Below are 19,929 nucleotides of genomic sequence, written 5' to 3'. Positions count from 1 at the left end.
TGGCCGATCATGTATGAGGTTGGTTGCGCTGTCAAAGGGGAGGTTGCTGGTGGAAAAGCTGTTTCAGGAAGGGTTGGGAATCGCGGCGGGATGCCTGACCACGGCCTCCTATCTGCCCCAGGTGCTGCACACCTGGCGCACGCGCTCCGTGGAGGACATCTCCCTGCGCATGTACATGCTGCTCTGCTCCGGGGTGGCGCTCTGGTTCCTCTACGGGGTGGTCATCGATTCCATCGCTGTCATGGCCGCCAACGGGGTGAGCCTGCTGCTCACGCTGTCCATCATGGTCATGAAGCTGCGCTTCGGCAAAGGCCCGATCAGGGCCGACTGACCCCCCTACTCCCCGGGCTTCTCCCGCACCCAGGCAGAAACGCTGTCGCGCGTGACCAGCACGTTGGAGAGGGCGGATTCGTTGTCCCGGCAGAAATCCTCCAGCTTGCCGGCCCTGTCGATGATCTCCACGATCACAGGCATCTCGCCCGAGAGCACAAGGATTTTGGCCGTGTGGATCTGCTTGTGACCGCCGTAGCCCATCATGCCGCGCAGCACGGTGGCTCCGGCCAGGCCATGCTCAGAGGCCCGGCGGACCAGGTGCTCGTAGGTGAGCTTGCCTTCATGGCGGTCGTTCTCGCCCATGTACATGCGCAGTCGCTCAAGGGTGGTCCATTGCATCAGACGATCCTCCCGCTGGCCATGCCCAGGAACAGGGCGGCGAATCCGGCTATGTTCTGCCCCAGCAGGTTCGCGGCCATGCGCAGCATGTCGCCGCTGGTGCCGAAAGCGGCGCTCTCGAAGATGTAGGTGGAGAAGGTGGTGAAGGCTCCCATGAAGCCCACCAGGATGATGAGCCGGGTCTCGGAGGAGAACAGGAACCTCTCCTCCGAGAGCACCCAGACAAGGCCGAACAGGAAGCACCCGAGCACGTTCACCGCCCAGGTGCCCCAGGAAAAGTCGGCCCCACAAATCCTCTGTACCGCGTTTGAAAGGAAAAAACGGGCCAGGGTTCCAGCCGAGCCAGCCAACGCGATATAGAGCAGATTCCGGCCCATTTAGACGGTATCGGGTTTTTCGGGCTGCTGGGTCGGCGAGGATTCGGATTCCACGATGTCGAACCCGACCACCTGGTCCCCGTTGTCCATGGCCACCAGGGTCACGCCCTGGGCGGCGCGGCCCACGTTGCGCACAGATGCAACAGAGGTGCGGATGATCTTGTTGGCCGAAGTGAGCAGCAGGATGTCGTCCGTCTCGGAGACAGGGGCCGCCCCGACGACGTGGCCGGTCTTGGCCGTGACCTTCATGTTGATAACGCCTTTGCCGCTGCGGGTCTGCAAACGGTAGAGGTCCACGTCGGAGCGCTTGCCGAAGCCGTTTGCCGAAACGGTGAGCACCTGGTTGCGGTCCGGGTCGCCGAAGACGACGCCCGAGGCCACGCGGTCCTTCCCGGCCAGGGCGATGCCCTTCACGCCGGTGGCGCTGCGGCCCATGGGCCGCACGTCGGAGACGCTGAAGCGGATGCCCTGCCCGTATTCGGTGGCCAGCAGGATCTCGGCGTTGGAGGGGACTTCCTTCACGTCCAGCAGTTCGTCGCCCTCGTTCAGGTTCACGGCCCGGATGCCGCCTACGCGCACGTTCTTGTACAGGTCCAGCGCGGTGCGCTTGACCATGCCCCGGCGCGTCACGAACAGGAAGAAGCGCTCTGGGGAGAACTCGCGGATGGTGATGGCCGTGGCGATGAACTCCTCCTTGTCCATGGGCAGCAGGTTGGCGATGTGCTGGCCCTTGGCCGTGCGGGAGCCCTCGGGGATCTGGTGCACCTTGAGCTGGTGCATCTTGCCCAGGTTGGTGAAGAGCAGCAGGTACTGGTGGTTCGTGGTGATGGAGAAGCTCTGGATGAAGTCCTCACCGGAGGTGTGCACTCCGGCGATGCCCTTCCCGCCACGGCGCTGCTGCTGATAGGTGTCCAGCGGGGTGCGTTTGATGTAGCCCCGGCGCGACAGCGTGATGACCACGTTCTCGTCGGGGATGAGGTCCTCGATGTCGATGCCTTCGAGGCTCTCCAGCACCTGTGTGCGCCTGGGAGTGGCGTACTTCTCCTTGAGATCCTTGATTTCGTCGCGGATGACCCCGCGCAGCACCTCGTCGTTCTCCAGGATGGAGCGCAGGTACTCGATGAGCTTGAGCAGCTCGGCGTATTCCTCAAGCAGCTTCTCGCGCTCCAGGTTGGTCAGGCGCTGCAGGCGCATGTCCAGGATCGCCTGGGACTGGCGCTCCGACAGGGCGAAGCGCTCCATCAGGCGTTCCTTGGCTTCCACCGGCGTCTTGGAGGCCCGGATCAGGCGCACCACCTCGTCGATGTTGTCCAGGGCGATGCGCAGGCCTTCCAGAATGTGGGCACGCTCCTCGCTCTTGCGCAGGTCGAAGCGGGAGCGGCGCAGGATCACTTCCTTGCGGTGGTCCAGGAAGTAGGTGAGCATCTGCTTGATGTTCAGCAGTGCCGGGCGATTGCCCGCAACCACCAGCATGTTGATGCCGAAGCTGGTCTCCAGCGGGGTGAACTTGTAGAGGCTGTTGATGACGATGTCCGGGATGGAGCCGCGCTTGAGCTCCAGAACCACCCGGATGCCCTTGCGGTCGGACTCGTCGCGCAGGTCGGAGACGCCGTCGATCTTCTTCTCGTTGATGAGCTGGGCGATCTTCTCCACCAGGGTGGACTTGTTCAGGGCGTAGGGAATCTCCCGGATGACCACCAGCTCGTGGCCCTTTTTCTGGGGCTCGATCTCAACAGTGCCGCGCATCTTGATGGAGCCGCGCCCGGTGCGGTAGGCGTCAAGCAGGCCCTGCCCGCCGTAGATGGAGGCCCCGGTGGGGAAGTCCGGCCCGTGGATGTGGGCGATGACCGAATCCACGCTGCAATCGGGCGAATCCACGATGTGCAGCAGCGCGTCGCAGAGTTCGCCCAGGTTGTGCGGCGGAATGTTGGTGGCCATGCCGACCGCGATGCCCGAGCTGCCGTTGAGCAGCAGGTTGGGCACCTTGGTGGGCAGCACCGAGGGCTCGTCCAGGGAGTTGTCGTAGTTGGGCCGGAAGTCGACCGTCTCCTTCTCGATGTCGCCCAAAAACTCGCTGGTCAGGCGGGACATGCGCACTTCGGTGTAACGCATGGCCGCCGCGGCGTCGCCGTCGATGGAGCCGAAGTTGCCCTGGCCGTCCACCAGGGGGTCGCGCATGGAGAAGTCCTGCGCCATGCGCACCAGGGCGTCGTACACGGCGGAGTCGCCGTGGGGGTGGTATTTACCGATGACGTCGCCGACGATGCGCGCGGACTTCTTGTAGGGCCTGTTCCAGCCGTTGGAGAGCTCGTGCATGGCGTAGAGGATGCGCCTGTGCACGGGCTTGAGGCCGTCGCGCACGTCCGGAATGGCGCGCCCCACGATGACCGAAAGGGAGTACTCGAGGTAGGACTTCTTGAGTTCCTCCTCGATGGAGATGTTCTTGTTGTCTTCAGCGTTCTGGTCGAGCACGTGATGCCTCGTATGGTGTTCGGCGCCGGGGGCGGGGTGCGGTTTGGGAGAGGCCTCCGGCGGCCAAAGGGCTGCGCCCTTTGGAATCCCGTTTTAAATAATCAAAGTTCTCTCGATCAGCCGGAAGTGTTCCAGGAAGCAAAGACCTATAAGGGAGTCCAGAGGGCCGAAGGCCCTTTGGCCGCCGGAGGCTCTCCCCCGCCCTGCTCCACCGGGCACAACCTAGATATCGAGCTCCTTCACGGAGAGGGCGTTGCGTTCGATGAACTCGCGCCGGGGCTCGACCTTGTCGCCCATGAGGTCAGAGAAGATGTCGTCGGCCTCCACGGCGTCGTCGATGGAGACGCGCAGGAAGGTGCGCTTGTCCGGGTTCATGGTGGTCTCCCAGAGCTGCACGGGGTTCATCTCGCCCAGGCCCTTGTAGCGTTGGATGTTGATGCCCTTGTGGGCCTCGTCCAGCACGGTCTTGAGCAGGCCGAACACGCCCTGGACGCTCTGGCTGGCTTCCTTGCGGGTCAGAGTGAACTCCTCGCCGCCGAGGGTCTGGCGCAGCTCGTTGAGCGTGTTCCAGCAGGCCCGGTAGACGCGGGAGGAGAAGAACTCGATGGCCAGCCTGGTCTTGACGGCGTTGCGGTTCACGAACACGCACCAGGTGCGGCTCTCGCCCGCTTCGTCCTGCTCCACGTCCAGCGTGAGGGTGTACTCGCGCTCGGCCAGGAAGGTGCGCAGGGCGCCAATTCCCCCATTGTTGCCCGCATTTTCGCCCCCGTCCTCGAAGTCGGCGGGCTGGATGCGGGTGGGGTGGTCCAGGAAGGCCCAGAGCAGGGGCTCGGGGATGCCGTAGAGCTGGGCCTCGCCGAAGCGGGTCTGCAGGAGCTGGATCTTGGCCAGGATCTCCTGAAGGGGGCCGTTGTTGAACACGGCGCCGCTCTGGCAGGTGATGGAGAGGTCCTCGGTGACGCGGGAGAGCAGGAACTCGGAGAGCTCCTTCTCGTCCTTGATGAAACGCTCCCAGTCGCCCTTGTGCACCCGGTAGAGCGGGGGCTGGGCGATGTAGAGGTAGCCGCGCTCGATGAGCTCCTGGTACTGGCGGTAGAAGAAGGTCAAGAGCAGGGTGCGGATGTGCGCGCCGTCCACGTCGGCGTCGGTCATGATGACGATCTTGTGGTAGCGCAGCTTTTCCAGGTCCACCTCGTTCTCGCCGATGCCCGGACCCATGGCGGTGATGAGCGCCCTGATTTCCTTGTTGCCGAGCATCTTGTCGAAGCGGGTCTTCTCCACGTTCAGGATCTTGCCGCGCAGCGGCAGGATGGCCTGGAACTTGGGGTCGCGCCCCTGCTTGGCCGAACCGCCTGCCGAGTCGCCCTCGACGATGAACAGTTCGGAGAGCTCCGGGCTCTTGGACTGGCAGTCCGCCAGCTTGCCGGGCAAGGCGTTGTCGGACAGGGCCCCCTTGCGGCGCACCAGATCCTTGGCCTTGCGGGCTGCTTCGCGTGCGCGGGCGGCGTCAACGCTCTTGTCCACGATGAGCTTGGCGTCCTTGGGGTTCTCTTCGAAGTAGGTGTTGAGCGCGTCGAAAACCACCTTGGCCACCTGGCCCGCCACCTCGGAGTTGCCCAGCTTGGTCTTGGTCTGGCCCTCGAACTGCGGCTGGGGAATCTTCACGGAGAGCACGGCGGTGAGGCCTTCGCGCACGTCGTCGCCGGTGAGCTTCTGCTTGAGCTTCTTGATGAGCCCGGATTTCTCCACGTAGACGTTGATGGCTCTGGTCAGCGCGGTCTTGAAGCCCGCCAGGTGGGTGCCGCCCTCCTGGGTGCGGATGTTGTTGACGAAGGTGAGCATCTGCTCCTTGTAGCCCGCGTTGTACTGCAGGGCGAAGTCCACCATGGTGGAGTCCACGGTGGCGCTGCCGGAGATGAGCTCGTGGATGGCCATTTCGCCGGAGTTGAGGTCCTTCACGAAGCGGCGGATGCCTCCCTCGTAATGGAAGACCTGGGCCTCCTCCTGGGTGCGCTCGTCCTTGAATTCGATGGTCAGGCCGGAGTTGAGGTAGGCCAGCTCCTCGAAGCGCTTGGACAGGGTGGCGAAGTTGAAGTCCGCGGTCTCGAAGATCTCCTCGTCGGGCAGGAAGCGCACGGTGGTGCCGGTGCCCTCGGCCTCGCCCAGCTTCTCCACCGGGGTCACGGGCACGCCGCGCTCGTAGCGCTGGCGGTAGCGGAAGCCCCCGCGCTTGATGGTGACCTCAAGGTGCTCGGACAGGGCGTTCACACAGGAGACGCCCACGCCGTGCAGGCCGCCGGAGACCTTGTAGGCGTCGTTGTCGAACTTGCCGCCCGCGTGCAGCACGGTCATGACCACTTCGACCGCCGGGCGGTTCTCCTTGGGGTGCATGTCCACGGGGATGCCGCGGCCGTTGTCGGCCACGGTGACCGAGTTGTCCTGGTGGATGACCACCCGGATGCGGTCGCAATACCCGGCCATGGCCTCGTCGATGGAGTTGTCCATGACCTCGTAGACGAGGTGGTGCAGGCCCCGGATGTCCGTGGAGCCTATGTACATGGCGGGGCGCTTGCGGACGGCGGAGAGCCCCTCCAGGACGGTTATGGATGCGGCGTCGTACGTTTTACCGGAAGGCTGGGAAGGCTGGTTCATGCGGAGGCTTCCTCGCTGTAGTACGTCTCCTCCACGATCTTCATGGGCATGATGATGACCAGGTAGTCGGCGTCGTCCTCACCGGTGATGCCGCAAGGCCCTTCGGCCCCGGTGAGCGTGAAGCGCACCTTGGGGGAATGGAAGTGGCCCAGGATCTCCAGCAGGTCGCGCGTGGGGAAGGCGATCTTCTTGAGCTCGCCGGCGAACCCCGCTTCCATGGACTCGGTGGCCGCGCCGGTGTCGTTGCCCTGCGACTGCAGGGTGAGCTGGCCGGGGGTCTCGAGCTGGAAGTAGGTGCAGCGGTTGTTGTCGGTGTTGAAAATGGAAATGCGGTCCAGGGCCTCGGAGAGCGCGGCCTTCTCGGCCTGCAGCTCGGAGACGCCCGGGGTGGAGAGCTTGCCAACGAAGCTCTTGTAGTCGGGATACTGGAAGTAGGAGAGCGGCAGGCTGAAGCTCTCGCGCTGGTCCTGCGTGCGGAAGAACAGGCGCTTCTGGCTGATGGCCAGCTCGATCTCGTCGGCCGTGAGCCACTTCTTGAGCTCCAGCACGTACTTCTTCTGGATGAGCACGCCCTCGGGGGGCAGCATGCCGCGCACGTCGTCGTTGACGAAGCCGCACATGGCGAACTGGTGGCCGTTCAGGCCGCAGACCTCGACCTTCTCCTCCACGGCGCGCATGTACATGCAGGCCATGGCCTCCATGGTGTCCTCGTCGGAGACGCAGAAGAACACGCGGTCGATGAGCTCCTGCAGGAAGTCGCCCGACCACATCACGTGTTCGCCCTGGGGGAACTCCGCGAAGGGCTGGAACCAGCTCTTCTCGCTGGTGGGCAGCTTGTAGTTGCGCCCGGCCTGGCTGACCAGCAGGGTCTGTCCGGTGGGGTCGAGCTTGAGCTGGATCTCGCCGGCGGGCAGCTTGCGCACCAGATCGAAGAAGGAGCGGCCCTGCACGCCGCACAGGCCCTGCTCCACCACCTCGGCGCGGTAGGAGCCCACGAACTCGAGCGAGGAGTCGGTGGACATGATCCGCAAAGCGCCGTTCTCGGCTGAGAGCCAGATGGTGCGCAGGAAGGCCGCCCCGGTCTTGGCGGGGATGATGTTGGCGGATTTCTGCAGGCCTTCGATAATATCGGTTCTGGTGACCTTGACGAACATTGGGGTCATCTCCTTGGGCGGCTATGGTCGGGAATTGTCTGGATCATAGTTGGGGCAAGCGGGAGTATACGGAAAAAAAACCAAAGCACAAGCCCTTGTGGATCAAGCAATGGCGCGGGTTGGCGGGCCGAAGCGCCAGCCCGCCGCGGGGACCGGGCCAAGCCCCGCAAGGCCGCCCTCCCCGGCCCGGAAAACAGGACGCGAGAGCCTTAGGCGCAGGCCCCTGGGGCGCGCCATGTCATAAACAACACGACGACTTCAGCTTCGCCCGATCACGGGAAACACCGCCTCGAACACCCTCCCGGAGGCTTCGTCAGGCTCAGGGTTCCATGGCGCGCACGCGCCCGGAGGACTCGCAACCGGAGATCCGCTCCCCGGCCTGTTCGACCATTGCGCGCGTGCGACCTGATGACTCACTGGTGGGGTCAGGGCGATACGGGGAATCTGCCCAAGGACGGACGGCGCCGGTCCGGCGCATGCGCCTTCTTCTGATTGCCTCTCTCCCTTTAGGAGCTCTTTTCATTCCCCGCGCAGGGACCGCCCTGCCTGCAAGGGGAAAAAGAAACCAGGGCCACCATTTTTGGAATGTTCCGGTCTGGAGGGATGTCCTGCACCGGCACAGCCCGGACAGGCCCCGTCCAGTTCTCGCGGGTTTTCATCCGGGAGGCTGGGCCGCACTTAGGTTCTTCTCCCATCCGCCCGGAAGGAACAGGCGTCTCTTCTTCCTACTCAAGGGTATTTGAAAAAATTAGTAGCTTTTGTAGAGGGGCCGCTTTTGTTCCAAATGCACGCAACCAGCTTGAATGAAACATTAAAAAAGTGATTATCCTCGTGCGGGAAACGAACCGGACGGCGTTTTCAGGGGCCGGAAGGCGACTCAGGCGTTCGTTTGCTGACAGCTTTTCCGCAGCGAGTTCACAAGATTTTTCATATCGTTACTATTGTTCTGCAATTTATGGATTTTTTTGACACCGTACAGCACGGTGGAGTGGTCCTTCCCGCCGAAGAGCTTGCCCAGGGCCGGGTAGGAGAGCCCCAGCTCCTCCCGGCAGAGCAGCATGGCCACCTGTCTGGCCAGGACCAGGTCCTTGGTGCGCCTGGAGCCCAGCAGGTCGCGCTTGTCCACCTTGAAGCGCTCGGCAACCAGTTCCAGGATGGAATCGGGCGTGGCCTTGGCCGCCTTGGCAGTCTTGGAGCGGCCCAGGATGTTCTCGAAGATGGCGTCCGATATGTCGCGCTTCAGAAGCTCGCGGAAGGCCTGGAACTTGTTGAGCACTCCGAGCAGGCCGCGGAAATCCCTGTGGCTCTGGGCCAGGGTGAGCATCTGGGACTTGCTCAGTTGCAGTTGCTTCTTCTGGCTGCGGTCCTGGACGTATTTCATGCGCACGTCCAGGTCCGGCGGGGCGAGCTGGACCATGAGACCGCTTTCGAGCCGCGTGCGCAGCTCGGGGGGCAGCCCGGCGCAGGCTCCGAGGGGCATGGCCGTGGTGAAGACCATGAGGCTGCGCGAGTTGATGTAGGCGTTGAACAGGCTCAGAATCTCGGATGCCAGCAGCGGGTAGTTATCCAGGCGGTGCAGGTCGTCCAGGAAGAATGCCTTGCAGGCGGCCAGGCCGGTGCGCACGCTCTGCCCGGGGTCCCTGCTGCCAGAGACGTAGAGTTCGGCCAGTTCGTCCATGTCCCCCACGAACACGAGCTTCTTGTCCACGCCCTTGCTCACCTCGTTGGCCATGCAGCGCATGAGGTGGGTCTTGCCCGTGCCGGGTTCGCCCTGGATGACCAGCGGGTTGAACTTCGGGTCGCGGGTTTGCGCTATGTCCTTGGCCGAAGCCAGGGGGAAGAGGTTCTTGTGGTTGGTGAAGAACTGCTCGAAGGTGTACTCGTGGCCGAAGGGGAAATCCACGCTCACGGGCTGGGGCCTGGGCATGGAGGCTTCCAGCCCCTGGTCCCGGGTGCCGCTGCGGTAGCGCAGCACGCAGCCCTGGCCCATGAGCAGGCCGAGCTGCTTCTCGAAGTGCTCCTTGACGCGGGCGTCGAACCACTGGGCGAAATAGGCGTGCGGGAACTCCACCACCACTTCGGAGGAGTCCTTGTCGTGCAGCAGTTCAAGGGGGTCGAACCAGCGCTGGAGGTCGGCCTCGGTGACTGTCTGCAAAAGATGGCTGCGCAGTGTGTTCTTGAGCACGGACGTACCGGGAAAGACGGCGTTCGGGACGCCTAGGGCCTAGTCCAATCCGGGCCGGACCGCAACAACCGGCGGGCGGGGCTCCTGGGCCCATTGCCAAGCGCGGCGATTTTGAGCATGATCCGCCCTCATTTTGCGATTCCAATGGAGGCAAGAGGCATGGCCCAGCCTACGAAAACCATAGCTGAGATCAACCAGCGCATCAAAAAGGGAAAAGCCGTCATCCTCACGGCCGAGGAAATGGTGGACCTGGTGCGCTCCAAAGGCAAGACAGCGGCGGCCAAAGAAGTGGACGTGGTGACCACGGGCACCTTCTCGCCCATGTGCTCCTCGGGGATGCTGTTCAACTTCGGGCAAGAGCCCCCGGTGATGAAGGCCTCGCAGGTGTGGCTCAACGACGTGCCCTGCTACGCGGGCCTTGCCGCCGTGGACGCCTACCTGGGCTGCACCGAGCCCCGCAGCGACGACCCCCTGAACAAGGTGCACCCAGGGCGCTTCACCTACGGCGGCGGCCACGTCATCGAGGATCTGCTGCGCGGCAAGGCCGTGCGCCTCAAGGCCCTGGCCTACGGCACGGACTGCTACCCCCGGCGCGAGCTGGACAAGTCCGTGACCCTGGCGGACCTCAAGTACGCCCAGCTGCTCAACCCCCGCAACTGCTACCAGAGCTACAACGTGGCCGTGAACACGGGCAGCGCCGTGGCCTACACCTACATGGGCCCGCTCAAGCCCGGCATGCGCAACGCCAACTACGCCACCGCGGGCCAGCTCTCGCCCCTGTTCAACGACCCCTATCTGCGCACCATCGGCCTGGGCACCAAGATCTGGCTGGGCGGCGGCACGGGCTGGGTCATCGGCGCTGGCACGCAGCACAACCCCAAGCCCGCCCGCAACGAGCGCGGCATCCCGCTGACGGCCTCGGGCACCCTGATGCTCAAGGGCGACATGAAGGCGGGCATGGACCCCAAGTGGGTGCGCGGCGTCTCCATCCTGGGCTACGGCTGCTCGCTGTCGGTCGGCGTGGGCATTCCCATCCCCATCCTTGACGAGGACATGGCCTTTTTCACCGGCGTCAGCGACGCGGACATCACCATGCCCGTGCGCGACTACGGGCACGACTACCAGGCCGGCATCAACAACGTGCTGGCCCAGCCCACCTTCGAGGAGCTCAAGAGCGGCGAGATCAAGGTCAACGAGCAGACCGTGCGCACCGTGCCCCTGACCAGCTACGCCCTCTCCCTGGAGATCGCCCAGCTGCTCAAGGCCAAGATCGAGCGCGGCGAGTTCCTGCTGACCGAAGCGCAGGAGCGCATCGTCTCGGAATAGCCTCCCGATACGCACGAAGAAGCCCCCCGCGCCGTGGCCGGGGGGCTTTTTTTTGTGCGGCGATCCCACCCCTGGTTGAGCACCTGTCCGAATCCGCGCCGAGGCCGGAGGTCATTTTTCTGCGATCCCACCGCCACGGGCTGCTATCGGCCACAGGCCGGTGCAGTGCGGCGAATTATCAGGGTCTTTACTTCCACCCAGGAAGTAACCATATCTAAGAAGCATTGGCCTGATGGCAGGCCGCCACATCTGAACTGAGGGTTTTCATGGCTGTCAACCGCCGCATGTTTATGGCTGGAGCCTGCTGCGCCGGGGCCGCGCTGGCCGCCGGCATCTCGCTCAAAGCGGGCACCCCGACGGCCGCCCCCGCCGGGGCGGACGCGCCCGCCTTCGCGCGGGAGCGCTTCCTCTCCCACTGGAACTGCACGCAGGCCGTGCTGGAGGCGCTTGGCCCCGCGGCAGGGCTGACGCCGGAGGCGGTCACGCGCGTCACCACGCCCTTCGCCGCGGGCATGTGGAGCGGGCTGACCTGCGGGGCCGTGACCGGGGCCATGATGGCCTTGGGGCTCCGTTACGGGCGCGACAGCGACAGCGCCTCGCCCGAGGCGGTGAAGCTCAAGGTGCGGCAATTGGTGGCCGCCATGAAAGGCGAGTTCGGCGACCTGGACTGCTCCGCCCTGCTCGGCACCGACATGGCCACGGACGCGGGCATCAAGGAGGCGGCGGACAAGGGGCTGTTCAAGTCCAGGTGCCCGCTGCTGGTGGAGGCCGCCGCCCGGGAGGCCCTCAAGCTGATGGCGTGAGATGGTGCGGTGGTATTTTGGGGAGGAGGCCTCCGGCGGCCAAGGGGCTTCGCCCCTTGGAACCCCGGTTTGGCATTGAGTGTTTGAGTCTGGCCTGTGGGCCTGCCCGGGGACGCGGGGCCGATGATGGGCGCGAAACGGAAAAGGATTCCAAAGGAACGAAGTTCCTTGAGAGGCCGGGGAAAAGCCGCCCAGGCCAGGCGAGGTGTTCCGCTCATCTGAGCCGGGCGAGCCAGACCGTGTGGCGGCCGCAGGCCGGATACTCGACCATGTGCGCCACCACCTCGAAGCCGTTCTCGTCGAGCAGGGCGCGGTATTCCGAGGGGTCCAGACTGGCGTGGTAAAGGGGTTCGCCCTGGAACGAGCCCATGGACTCCCCGCGCGACGGCCCGCTGGTGAAGAGGAGCGCGGCGCGTGGGGCCGCATGCCTTCTGAAGACGGGGAACATGCGGCGCTGGTCCTCCTGGCGCAGGTGGAAAAAGCTGTCCCAGGCCAGGATGCCCTGAAAGGCCCGGCCCAGATCCAGCGAGCGCATGTCCGCCACGAGCCAAGTCGCCTGCGGCAGGCCGCCCTTCTCCAGATTGCCCTCCGCCAGGTTACTCTGCGCCAGGGCGATCATCTCCGGGGCCGAGTCCACCCCGGTCAGGCGGCAGCCACGCTCCATCAGGTAGCGCCCTATGGGCACGCCCGGCCCGCAGCCGATGTCGAGAACGGCGGGGCTTTCGGGCAGAAGACCGATTAACCTGTCCAGCCACGGCGTTTCGATCAGCCTGTCGCCCCGGGCCTCCGCCCAGGCGCGGGCATGGCGGCGGTACAGCCCAACTATCCGGTCGGCTTCAGATTCCATGGCTCCCCGCTAGCGCATGCCCCGGCAGCGGGCAAGCCGGTCCGGGAGTCCCGCCGGGTCGCCGGGTACGCCGTCAAGGGACACTGGGCCAGGGACGCCGGGCCGAAAACGGTCGCGAAGCGGAAAGGGATTCCAAAGGAACGAAGTTCCTTTGGCCGCCGGAGGCCTCCATTGCCTTCTTTCCGTTTCGCCCCTGAGAGCCTTCATTGTTGACAGCACCGTTACGTATGGCATAGGGGCCTTCTTTCGAGTTCGCACCGCCCAGGAGGAATCATCATGGCCCACAAGAAGATCGAGCGCAAAAAAGAGCTGGACCGCCGCCGCAAACGCCGCCAGGAGCGCAACAAGGAGCGCATCCGCGAGGCCAAGGCCGCCAAGAAGTCCTAGCCTGAGCGTTTGCCATATTTGACAATAGCGCCGGGGCTGCTTATCTCCGGTGCTGTTACGTTTTTGTTTTCCAAGGAGCAAACCATGCCTATCTACGAATACCGCTGCAACGAATGCCAGCAGACTTTCGAGGAGTGGCAGAGGGACTTCGCCGAAAGACAAGTGCCCTGCCCCGTCTGCGGGGCCAAGGCCGAGCGCCTTATCTCCAGCACGTCCTTCGTCCTGAAGGGGGGCGGCTGGTACGCGGATCTCTACTCCAAGCCGGGTGAAAAAAAAACTGAAGCGTCCGCCAGCGAACCCGCACCGGCGGCCAAATCGGAATCCTCGCCCTGCGCCGCCGGCTGCGGGGCGACCTGCGCATCCGGCAACTGACGAAATGTGCTGGTAAGCAAGGCAGCTTAGGCTGCCTTGCCTGTTTATACGCCCCGCGCAAGCGGGCATACCCCCACCCCCCCACACATGATCGACCGCTACTCTCGCCCGGATATGGCCCGCCTCTGGAGCCTGGAGAACAGGTTCCGCGTCTGGCTGGAAGTCGAAATCGCCGTCTGCGAAGCCTGGCACAGGCTGGGGCGCATCCCCGAAGAGGACATGCGCACCATCCGCGACAAGGCCGACATCAACGTGGATCGCATCCTCGAAATCGAGGAGCGCACCCGCCACGACGTCATCGCCTTCCTCACCAGCGTGGAGGAGATCGTGGGCCCCTCGGCCCGCTTCATCCACCTGGGCTGCACCAGCTCCGACATCGTGGACACGGCCAACGGCGTGCTGCTCAAGCGTGCGGGCGAGAAGATCCTGGAAGGGCTCGACCGGCTGCTCGGCGTGCTCAAGGAGATGGCCCACACCCACAAGGACAGGCTGTGCATGGGCCGCACCCACGGCATCCACGCCGAACCCACCAGCTTCGGCCTGAAGATGGCCGGGTTCTACGCCGAGTTCTCCCGCCACCGGGAGCGCTTCGCCCGGGCCGTGCAGGGCGTGGCCATCGGCAAGATTTCGGGCGCGGTCGGCACCTACGCCTACGTGACCCCCGAGGTGGAGGCCATCACCTGCGAGCTGCTGGGCCTCACGCCGGACCCCATCTCCACCCAGATCGTGCAGCGCGACAGGCACGCCGAGTACTTCACGGCCCTGGGCCTGTTGGGCGGCGGCATCGAGCGCATCTGCGTGGAGCTGCGCCACCTGCAGCGCACCGAGGTGCTGGAGGTGGAGGAAGGCTTCGGCAAGGGCCAGAAGGGCTCCTCGGCCATGCCCCACAAGAAGAACCCCATCTCGGCCGAGAACCTGGCCGGGCTCTCCCGCCTGCTGCGCACCAACGGCCTGGCCTCCATGGAGAACATGCCCCTGTGGCACGAGCGCGACATCTCGCACTCCTCGGTGGAGCGCGTGATAATGCCCGACTCCACCATCCTGGCGGACTACATGCTGCACCGCCTGGCCAACCTGCTCTCCAACCTGCGCATCATCCCCGAGAACATGGAGCGCAACCTCTGGGGCTCCTACGGGCTGTTCTTCTCCCAGGCGGTGCTCATCGCCCTGGTGGACGCCGGCATGGACAGGCAGGAGGCCTACGAGCTCACGCAGGGCGTGGCCATGCGCTGCTGGGCGGAAAAAAAGCTCTTTTCCGACGAAGTGCGGCGTGATAGGGCCATCGTCAACAAGTTGGGTGAAAACAAGCTCGACGAAATCTTCAATCCCGCGAATTTTCTCAAACAGGCCGATTTCATATTCAAGAGGGTGTTCGGATCGTGAAACAGCGGCTCGCGCAACTGATTCTGGAAAAGTCTTACCGTGAGGGCGATTTCGTCCTCACCTCGGGCCGCAAGAGCGACTACTACTTCGACTGCAAGCCCACCGCGCTGCACCCCGAAGGCTCGTTTCTGATCGGGTCCATCTTCTGCGACATGCTCGAATCCGTCGACGTCATGGGCGTCGGAGGCATGACCCTCGGCGCCGACCCCCTGGTCAGCTCGGTCACCGTGGTCTCCTGGATCCGCAAGCGGCCCCTGCCCGGCTTCATCGTGCGCAAGCAGTCCAAGGGACACGGCACCAACCAGTTCCTGGAAGGCCTGGCCAACTTCGCCCCCGGGCAGAAGGTGGCCATGCTCGAGGATGTGGTCACCACCGGAGGGACGCTGCTCAAGGCCTGCGAGCGCGTGCGCGACGCCGGCCTGGACATAGTGGCCGTGCTCACCGTGCTGGACCGCCAGGAAGGCGGCCGCGAGAACCTGGCCGCCGCCGGGTACGAGCTGCTGCCCATCTTCACCCGGGCGGACCTGGTGGCCGCCAAGGGGAGCTGAGGAACTTTCAGACCACCGTCTACTCAAGGAGGAGCAAGACCGTGGCCTTGCCACACGCACGTTCCATCACCTCCGGCTGCATCGCGGCAGCCCTGTTCCTGTTCACGCTCTCCGGCATCGCCAGGGCCGACGACGGCTGGACCGCCGACCTCAAGGCCGACCCTTACGGCCCCGAGCGCTTCCTGGCGGTGGACAAGTCATCCCAGACCTTCTGGTTCTTCGAGCAGAAGAGCCCGCTGCAGCCGGTGAAGCAGCTCCCCTGCACCACAGGGCAGGAGCCGGGCACCAAGTGGCGCGAGGGAGACCTCAAGACTCCCGAGGGCGTCTACTTCATCAAGCAGCGCATCAGCAGCGGGCTGGATTTCGGCCTCTACGGCGACCTGGCCTTCACGCTGAACTATCCCAACCCCATCGACATCATCAACAACCGCAAGGGCTCCGGCATCTGGATCCACGGCCGGGGCAGGCCCATCACCCCCAACGAGAGCCGGGGCTGCGTGGCGCTGAACAACGGCGACGTCAAGGACCTGGACCCCATGCTCACCAAGCGCGTGCTGCCCGTGGTCATCGCCAACTCGGTGCACTGGTCCAAGGACAACCCCGCCGCCAACAAGGACGCCCAGGAGGTTGTGGCCGCCACCCTGGAGTGGGCCAAGGCCTGGTCCCGCAAGACCGAGGATTTCTTCGCCTTCCACGACGCGGCCAAGTTCTCCATCGCCCAGGGCGAACCCTTCGAGGAGTTCCGCAGCCACAAGCGCCAGCTCTTCGCCAAGCTGCCCTGGATCCACGTGCTGCTCGACGACGTGCGCGCCGTGCAGGGCCCCGACTACTGGGTCACTTACTTCGGGCAGCTCTACCGCTCGCCCACCCTCAGCAGCGAGGGCATCAAGCGCCTCTACTGGCAGCGCAACGACAAGGGCCGTTTCGTCATCGTGGGCATGGACTACGACGAAGTGAGCCTGGGCCTCGAAGGCAAGTACCTGGCCCGGGTGCGCCCCGACGTGACCACCCTGGTGGAGGCCTGGCGCCAGGCCTGGGAGCGCGGCAAGGTGGCGGACTACATGCAGTACTACGCCGACAACGCCGTGCAGGGCGACCGCAGGGGCAAGTCCGCCATCCGGGAGCAGAAGCAGCAGCTCTGGACGGGCAGCAAGGCCCCCAAGAAGGTGGCCCTGCGCGACATGAAGATGAGCCTCACCCAGGACGGCGTGCAGGTGGAGTTCGTGCAGGAGTACGCCAGCAAGGACGGCAACGCGGACAAGGGCCGCAAGAAGCTGGTTCTTGGCCCCGTCGGGAACGGCTGGGCCATCCTCGAAGAGGACTGGAGCAAGATGTAGCATGGCCCCGAACGGCAAGATCAACATCATCTGGTTCCGTGACCAGGAACCGGCCAGAAGGCTCAGGCTGCGCGTGGGCTGGATCCGCGCCTTCACCTACCTCCTGGTGCTGCTGCTGTTGATCGCCGCGGGCGGGCTGTTCGGCGCGGCCGAGTTCTGGCGGCGCACCCAGGAGGTGCAGACCGCCAAGCGCGACGTGGAGAAGCGCCTCTCCGAGACGCTGCTCAAGCTGGAGCGCCTGCAGAACATCGAAAAGCTCCTGCAGACCTCCGACCCCACCGAACTGGCCCAACTGCTGGCGGGCCTGGGCATCGAAAACGCCGCCGCCAGGACCCAGCCCGCCCAACCCGCGCAGCAGGCCGCCAAGACCGGGAAGGACCAGGGCAAGAACGCCACCGCCCCCGCCCCCGCTCCGGAGAAGCCCGCGGGCTTCGACCTGGCGGACATCATGGGCCGCGTGGACCTGGGCCAGGTGGCCGTGGAGAACTTCCGGGCCAAGGCGGACGCCAAGGGCGTCCAGGCCGGGTTCGACCTCTCCAACCTGATGCCCCAGCCCCAGGCCGGGGGCGGGCAGCTGCTGGCCATCAGCCGCGAAGGCGCGGTGTTCCCCGTGCAGCCCGGCAAGGACGAGCTGACCTTCAACATCCAGCGTTTCAAGCAGGTGTCCGTGCAGGCTCCCCTGCCCCAGGGGCTGGACCCGGCCCAGGTCTTCGGGTTCAGGCTGGTGCTGGCCAACGGCACGGGCAAAACAATCTTCAGCGAGACCTATCCCCTTGCTCAAACGCAGTAGCCTTGCGCTGATCCTCTTTCTGCTCTTCTCCATGCCGGCCTGGGCCGAGGTCGTCACCTTCTTCCCCGGCACCCAGTACGCGCTGGACGTGCACTTCCTGCGCGGCGAGAAGCCCGGCCCCACCGTGTTCGTGCAGGGCGGCATCCAGGGCGACGAGACCGGCGGCTTCCTCACGGCGCAACTGCTCACCAGGGCCAAGGTGCGCAAGGGCACCGTGATCGTGGTGCCCAGGGCCAACCCCCCCTCCATCCACGAGCGCAGGCGCGCCATCAACGTGGACCTCAACCGCCGCTTCGACCAGGACTACAACGAATTCTACGAGGACAGGCTCGCCCGCCTGATCCGCTTCCTGGTCTCCCAGAGCCAGGCGCTCATCCACCTGCACGAGGGCTCGGGCTTCTACAACCCGGTCAAGGTCTCGGACCTGCGCGGCCCCAATCGCTACGGCCAGTCCGTGATCATCGACGCGGTGGGCTACAAGAACGTGGCCAACCTGGAGCGCGCGGCCAGGCAGGTGCTGGCCAGGCTCAACGAGGGCGTCTCCCCCAAGGAGTACCACTTCCAGCTCTTCAACATGGACACCTTCAACGACCGCTCCAAATACCTGGAGCAGCGCAAGTCCCTCACCTACTACGCCCTCTCCCGCGTGGGCATTCCGGCCGTGGCCCTGGAGGTCAGCAAGAACATCACGGACCTGGGCTGGAAGGTCTCGGCCCAGCTCAAGGGCACCGTGCTTTTCCTGCGCCAGTTCGGCATCGAGGTGGACGCCCCTGAGCCGCGCCCGCAGGACCTCAAGGCCTACCCCCCGCGCGACCTGAAGATAGTGGTCAACGGCCGGGAGCTCGACTCCCGCAAGCCCGCCCTGAGCCTGGCCCCCGGGGCCACGCTGGACGTGCGCTGCGAGCCCCCGCAGGACCAGGCCGGTCTGAGCCCCGTCACCGCCGTGTTCGCCTCCGACAGGCCGGGCTTCAACCTGGCCAAGGCCCCGCGCCTGCCCCTGGCCCCCTTCCAGACCCTCGACGTGCGCTCCGACGGCCAGGTGCTGGCCAAGGCCACCCTGCAATGGACAGGCTCCTGGCCCGCGCCGGAGCAGTCCGGGCCGACGAAGTTCGTGTGCTGGCTGGGCGGCAAGCTGGTGCACGTGCCCGCTGGGGGCACGCTGGAGGCCGTGCAGGGCGACCAGCTGGTGCTGGAGGGCGTCTGGGGCAGCAAGAAGGACGAGGTGCTCAACCTCAAGGGCTATGTGAGCCGCGTGGGCAAGAACGACGGGCAGGACGCCGGGCAGGAGATCATCCTGGACCCCAAGAGCTTCATCCCCAAATTCCTGGCTCCCCAGCCGGGCGGCGACGTGGTCTGCGAGGTGGTGCGCGAGACCCCCGGATTGCCCGCGTCCCAGGCCAAGGACAAGTTCACCATCGTGCTCAAGCCCCGCGTGGTGCACTCCCTGGTGCTCACCACCCAGGACGGCAAGGCCCTCACCGTGCCCTGGTCGCCGGACAAACCGCTGCAGCTGGCCCCGGGCCGCTACACCCTGGCCGACGTGCAGGGCAACGGCCCCGCCGCCATGGTGCAGGTGTTCGCCTCCAACACGCCCGTCACCCTGGGCCAGAGCTTCACAGTGACCGAGAAGGACTCCATCGTGCTTCGCCAGGCCACCACCTTCGCGGACATGGGCGTGATGAAGCTCACCACCAGGACCCTCTCCCAGGCGGACGCCGAACCCGGAAAAGCGCGCCTGAACTAGGCCCCGCCCTCCACGAAGGGGGCGAAGCGAGGGTCGTGCATGGCGGGCAGGAACTCCAGCACGGTGTATGCGGCCAGGCCCTCGCGCTTGAAGGGGTCGGCCTCAAGGATTGTCTCCAGCTCCGCCTTGCTCCCGCCCCTGGCCAGGATCACTCCGCCCGTGCGCGGCTCCAGCCTCCCCGAGGCGATGAAGCGCCCCGCTGCATAGTTCTCCGCCAGGAAGGCCCGGTGCTCCTCCAGCCAGCGGTCGATTTCCTCGACAGGCTTGATATAATTCAGGATGACGACGAACATGAACCCCTCCACATAGCTATTTGGCGGGGTGCATGCTACGCGTGGCGGCACACGATGCCAAGGAGTCGACCATGGCCCCGGAATGGACCAAGCACGACGATTCGACCTACTACATGAGCCTGGGCAAGGCACTGCTGGTCACGGTGGTCTACGACCGGCTGACCCCGGCGGGCTGGAAGGTGCAGGTGGGCCAGCGCAGCCTCAAGGACAAGTTCGGCAGCCTGGAAGACGCCCAGAAGATCGCCATGGCCTTCGCCGAGAAGGTCAGCGCGGCCATCCGGGCCGATCTGGACGCTCTGAAGCAGGTATAAAAGGCGGGGAGACGCCTCCGGCGGCCAGGGGCGCCGCCCCTGGACCCCGCGAGAGGGAGTTCCTCCCTCTCGACTCCCATATGGCTTCGCGTCCGGCTTCGACACCCCGTGCCGATACGTCCATCCCTCGAAATCTGCGGATGCCCACCCGGAACGAAGTCTCAGGGCGAGGCCTCATTCCCCGGGCTGCCGCCGTGAACCGTGTTGTCATCCGAGCGGCCCTGCCCGTGCGGCGCATGACGATATTCTTCCGATATGTCGGCTTGCGCCGCGCGG

The 19,929-nt window shown here is 65.2% G+C and carries 18 protein-coding genes; 10 read left to right on the top strand and 8 right to left on the bottom strand.

The genetic code is table 11. The features are described from left to right. The first annotated feature begins 49 nt into the window (after positions 1-49). The gene (locus MLE27_RS05090; RefSeq protein ID WP_243310814.1) at positions 50-331 is read left to right on the top strand and encodes a SemiSWEET transporter; all 282 of its coding nucleotides are present in this window, start codon (positions 50-52) and stop codon (positions 329-331) included. A 5-nt stretch (positions 332-336) separates the two neighbouring features. On the opposite strand, the gene MLE27_RS05085 is transcribed toward MLE27_RS05090, so the two are convergent. The 6 genes from MLE27_RS05085 to MLE27_RS05060 form a co-directional block, all read right to left on the bottom strand. Then, entirely contained in the window at positions 337-672 is a 336-nt protein-coding gene (locus tag MLE27_RS05085; protein ID WP_243310813.1) for a DUF190 domain-containing protein, read from the bottom strand. After that, positions 672-1,049 carry a fluoride efflux transporter FluC gene (locus MLE27_RS05080; protein WP_243310812.1) on the bottom strand — a complete coding sequence of 126 codons (378 nt, stop codon included), beginning with the start codon at positions 1,047-1,049 and terminating at the stop codon, positions 672-674. The genes MLE27_RS05085 and MLE27_RS05080 overlap by 1 nt, the downstream gene beginning before the upstream one ends. Beyond that, entirely contained in the window at positions 1,050-3,521 is a 2,472-nt protein-coding gene (gyrA, locus tag MLE27_RS05075; protein WP_243310811.1) for a DNA gyrase subunit A, read from the bottom strand. 222 nt (positions 3,522-3,743) lie between these two features. Next, positions 3,744-6,173 carry a DNA topoisomerase (ATP-hydrolyzing) subunit B gene (gene gyrB / locus MLE27_RS05070; protein ID WP_243310810.1) on the bottom strand — a complete coding sequence of 810 codons (2,430 nt, stop codon included), beginning with the start codon at positions 6,171-6,173 and terminating at the stop codon, positions 3,744-3,746. Beyond that, positions 6,170-7,327, bottom strand: coding sequence for a DNA polymerase III subunit beta (dnaN, locus tag MLE27_RS05065; RefSeq protein WP_243310809.1), 1,158 nt, complete (start codon positions 7,325-7,327; stop codon positions 6,170-6,172). The genes gyrB and dnaN overlap by 4 nt, the downstream gene beginning before the upstream one ends. An 877-nt stretch (positions 7,328-8,204) precedes the next feature. Beyond that, positions 8,205-9,512 carry a helix-turn-helix domain-containing protein gene (locus tag MLE27_RS05060; RefSeq protein ID WP_243310808.1) on the bottom strand — a complete coding sequence of 436 codons (1,308 nt, stop codon included), beginning with the start codon at positions 9,510-9,512 and terminating at the stop codon, positions 8,205-8,207. Between the two features lie 159 nt (positions 9,513-9,671). Between MLE27_RS05060 and MLE27_RS05055 the strand changes: the two genes are divergently transcribed. After that, positions 9,672-10,838, top strand: coding sequence for a homocysteine biosynthesis protein (locus MLE27_RS05055; protein WP_243310807.1), 1,167 nt, complete (start codon positions 9,672-9,674; stop codon positions 10,836-10,838). 266 nt (positions 10,839-11,104) lie between these two features. Next, positions 11,105-11,641: a C-GCAxxG-C-C family protein gene (locus tag MLE27_RS05050; RefSeq protein WP_243310806.1), complete on the top strand. Its 537-nt coding sequence runs from the start codon at positions 11,105-11,107 to the stop codon at positions 11,639-11,641. 214 nt (positions 11,642-11,855) lie between these two features. Here MLE27_RS05050 and MLE27_RS05045 read toward each other — a convergent pair whose 3' ends face one another. Beyond that, positions 11,856-12,488, bottom strand: coding sequence for a class I SAM-dependent methyltransferase (locus MLE27_RS05045; RefSeq protein ID WP_243310805.1), 633 nt, complete (start codon positions 12,486-12,488; stop codon positions 11,856-11,858). A 471-nt stretch (positions 12,489-12,959) separates the two neighbouring features. Between MLE27_RS05045 and MLE27_RS05040 the strand changes: the two genes are divergently transcribed. The 6 genes from MLE27_RS05040 to MLE27_RS05015 all read left to right on the top strand — a co-directional run bounded on the left by MLE27_RS05040 (position 12,960) and on the right by MLE27_RS05015 (position 19,049). After that, on the top strand, positions 12,960-13,247 hold the full coding sequence (locus MLE27_RS05040) for an FmdB family zinc ribbon protein (RefSeq protein WP_243310804.1): 288 nt from the start codon (positions 12,960-12,962) through the stop codon (positions 13,245-13,247). A gap of 87 nt (positions 13,248-13,334) precedes the next feature. After that, positions 13,335-14,630 carry an adenylosuccinate lyase gene (gene purB / locus MLE27_RS05035; RefSeq protein ID WP_243310803.1) on the top strand — a complete coding sequence of 432 codons (1,296 nt, stop codon included), beginning with the start codon at positions 13,335-13,337 and terminating at the stop codon, positions 14,628-14,630. After that, entirely contained in the window at positions 14,627-15,178 is a 552-nt protein-coding gene (gene pyrE, locus MLE27_RS05030; RefSeq protein WP_243310802.1) for an orotate phosphoribosyltransferase, read from the top strand. The genes purB and pyrE overlap by 4 nt, the downstream gene beginning before the upstream one ends. A 47-nt stretch (positions 15,179-15,225) precedes the next feature. Next, complete coding sequence (locus MLE27_RS05025) at positions 15,226-16,515, top strand: L,D-transpeptidase family protein (protein ID WP_243310801.1); 1,290 nt, start codon at positions 15,226-15,228, stop codon at positions 16,513-16,515. Position 16,516: 1 nt separating this feature from the next. Continuing rightward, positions 16,517-17,305 (top strand): hypothetical protein, encoded by a 789-nt coding sequence (locus MLE27_RS05020; RefSeq protein WP_243310800.1) that lies wholly within the window; start codon positions 16,517-16,519, stop codon positions 17,303-17,305. After that, entirely contained in the window at positions 17,289-19,049 is a 1,761-nt protein-coding gene (locus tag MLE27_RS05015) for a M99 family carboxypeptidase catalytic domain-containing protein (protein WP_243310799.1), read from the top strand. The genes MLE27_RS05020 and MLE27_RS05015 overlap by 17 nt, the downstream gene beginning before the upstream one ends. Here the strand turns inward: MLE27_RS05015 and MLE27_RS05010 are convergent. Then, positions 19,046-19,342: a YciI family protein gene (locus MLE27_RS05010; RefSeq protein WP_243310798.1), complete on the bottom strand. Its 297-nt coding sequence runs from the start codon at positions 19,340-19,342 to the stop codon at positions 19,046-19,048. The two genes, MLE27_RS05015 and MLE27_RS05010, sit on opposite strands and share 4 nt — an antisense overlap. Positions 19,343-19,413: 71 nt before the next feature. On the opposite strand from MLE27_RS05010, the gene MLE27_RS05005 reads away from it, so the two are divergent. Beyond that, positions 19,414-19,653, top strand: a complete 240-nt coding sequence (locus MLE27_RS05005) for a hypothetical protein (protein WP_243310797.1) — start codon at positions 19,414-19,416, stop codon at positions 19,651-19,653. Positions 19,654-19,929 lie beyond the last annotated feature (276 nt).

Source organism: Fundidesulfovibrio agrisoli (genome assembly GCF_022808715.1).
Lineage (GTDB): Bacteria > Desulfobacterota > Desulfovibrionia > Desulfovibrionales > Desulfovibrionaceae > Fundidesulfovibrio > Fundidesulfovibrio agrisoli.
The sequence above is the reverse complement of the archived record's forward strand: the minus strand, read 5'-3'. Positions and strand labels throughout refer to the sequence as shown.

Excerpts from the sequence above, each read along its gene's own strand:
- MLE27_RS05085 (WP_243310813.1), bottom strand. The coding sequence starts at position 672 with ATGCAATGGACCACCCTTGAGCGACTGCGCATGTACATGGGCGAGAAC.
- MLE27_RS05080 (WP_243310812.1), bottom strand. The coding sequence starts at position 1,049 with ATGGGCCGGAATCTGCTCTATATCGCGTTGGCTGGCTCGGCTGGAACC.
- gyrB (WP_243310810.1), bottom strand. The coding sequence starts at position 6,173 with ATGAACCAGCCTTCCCAGCCTTCCGGTAAAACGTACGACGCCGCATCC.
- dnaN (WP_243310809.1), bottom strand. The coding sequence starts at position 7,327 with ATGTTCGTCAAGGTCACCAGAACCGATATTATCGAAGGCCTGCAGAAA.
- MLE27_RS05055 (WP_243310807.1), top strand. The coding sequence starts at position 9,672 with ATGGCCCAGCCTACGAAAACCATAGCTGAGATCAACCAGCGCATCAAA.
- MLE27_RS05050 (WP_243310806.1), top strand. The coding sequence starts at position 11,105 with ATGGCTGTCAACCGCCGCATGTTTATGGCTGGAGCCTGCTGCGCCGGG.
- MLE27_RS05045 (WP_243310805.1), bottom strand. The coding sequence starts at position 12,488 with ATGGAATCTGAAGCCGACCGGATAGTTGGGCTGTACCGCCGCCATGCC.
- MLE27_RS05040 (WP_243310804.1), top strand. The coding sequence starts at position 12,960 with ATGCCTATCTACGAATACCGCTGCAACGAATGCCAGCAGACTTTCGAG.
- purB (WP_243310803.1), top strand. The coding sequence starts at position 13,335 with ATGATCGACCGCTACTCTCGCCCGGATATGGCCCGCCTCTGGAGCCTG.
- MLE27_RS05020 (WP_243310800.1), top strand. The coding sequence starts at position 16,517 with ATGGCCCCGAACGGCAAGATCAACATCATCTGGTTCCGTGACCAGGAA.
- MLE27_RS05010 (WP_243310798.1), bottom strand. The coding sequence starts at position 19,342 with ATGTTCGTCGTCATCCTGAATTATATCAAGCCTGTCGAGGAAATCGAC.
- MLE27_RS05005 (WP_243310797.1), top strand. The coding sequence starts at position 19,414 with ATGGCCCCGGAATGGACCAAGCACGACGATTCGACCTACTACATGAGC.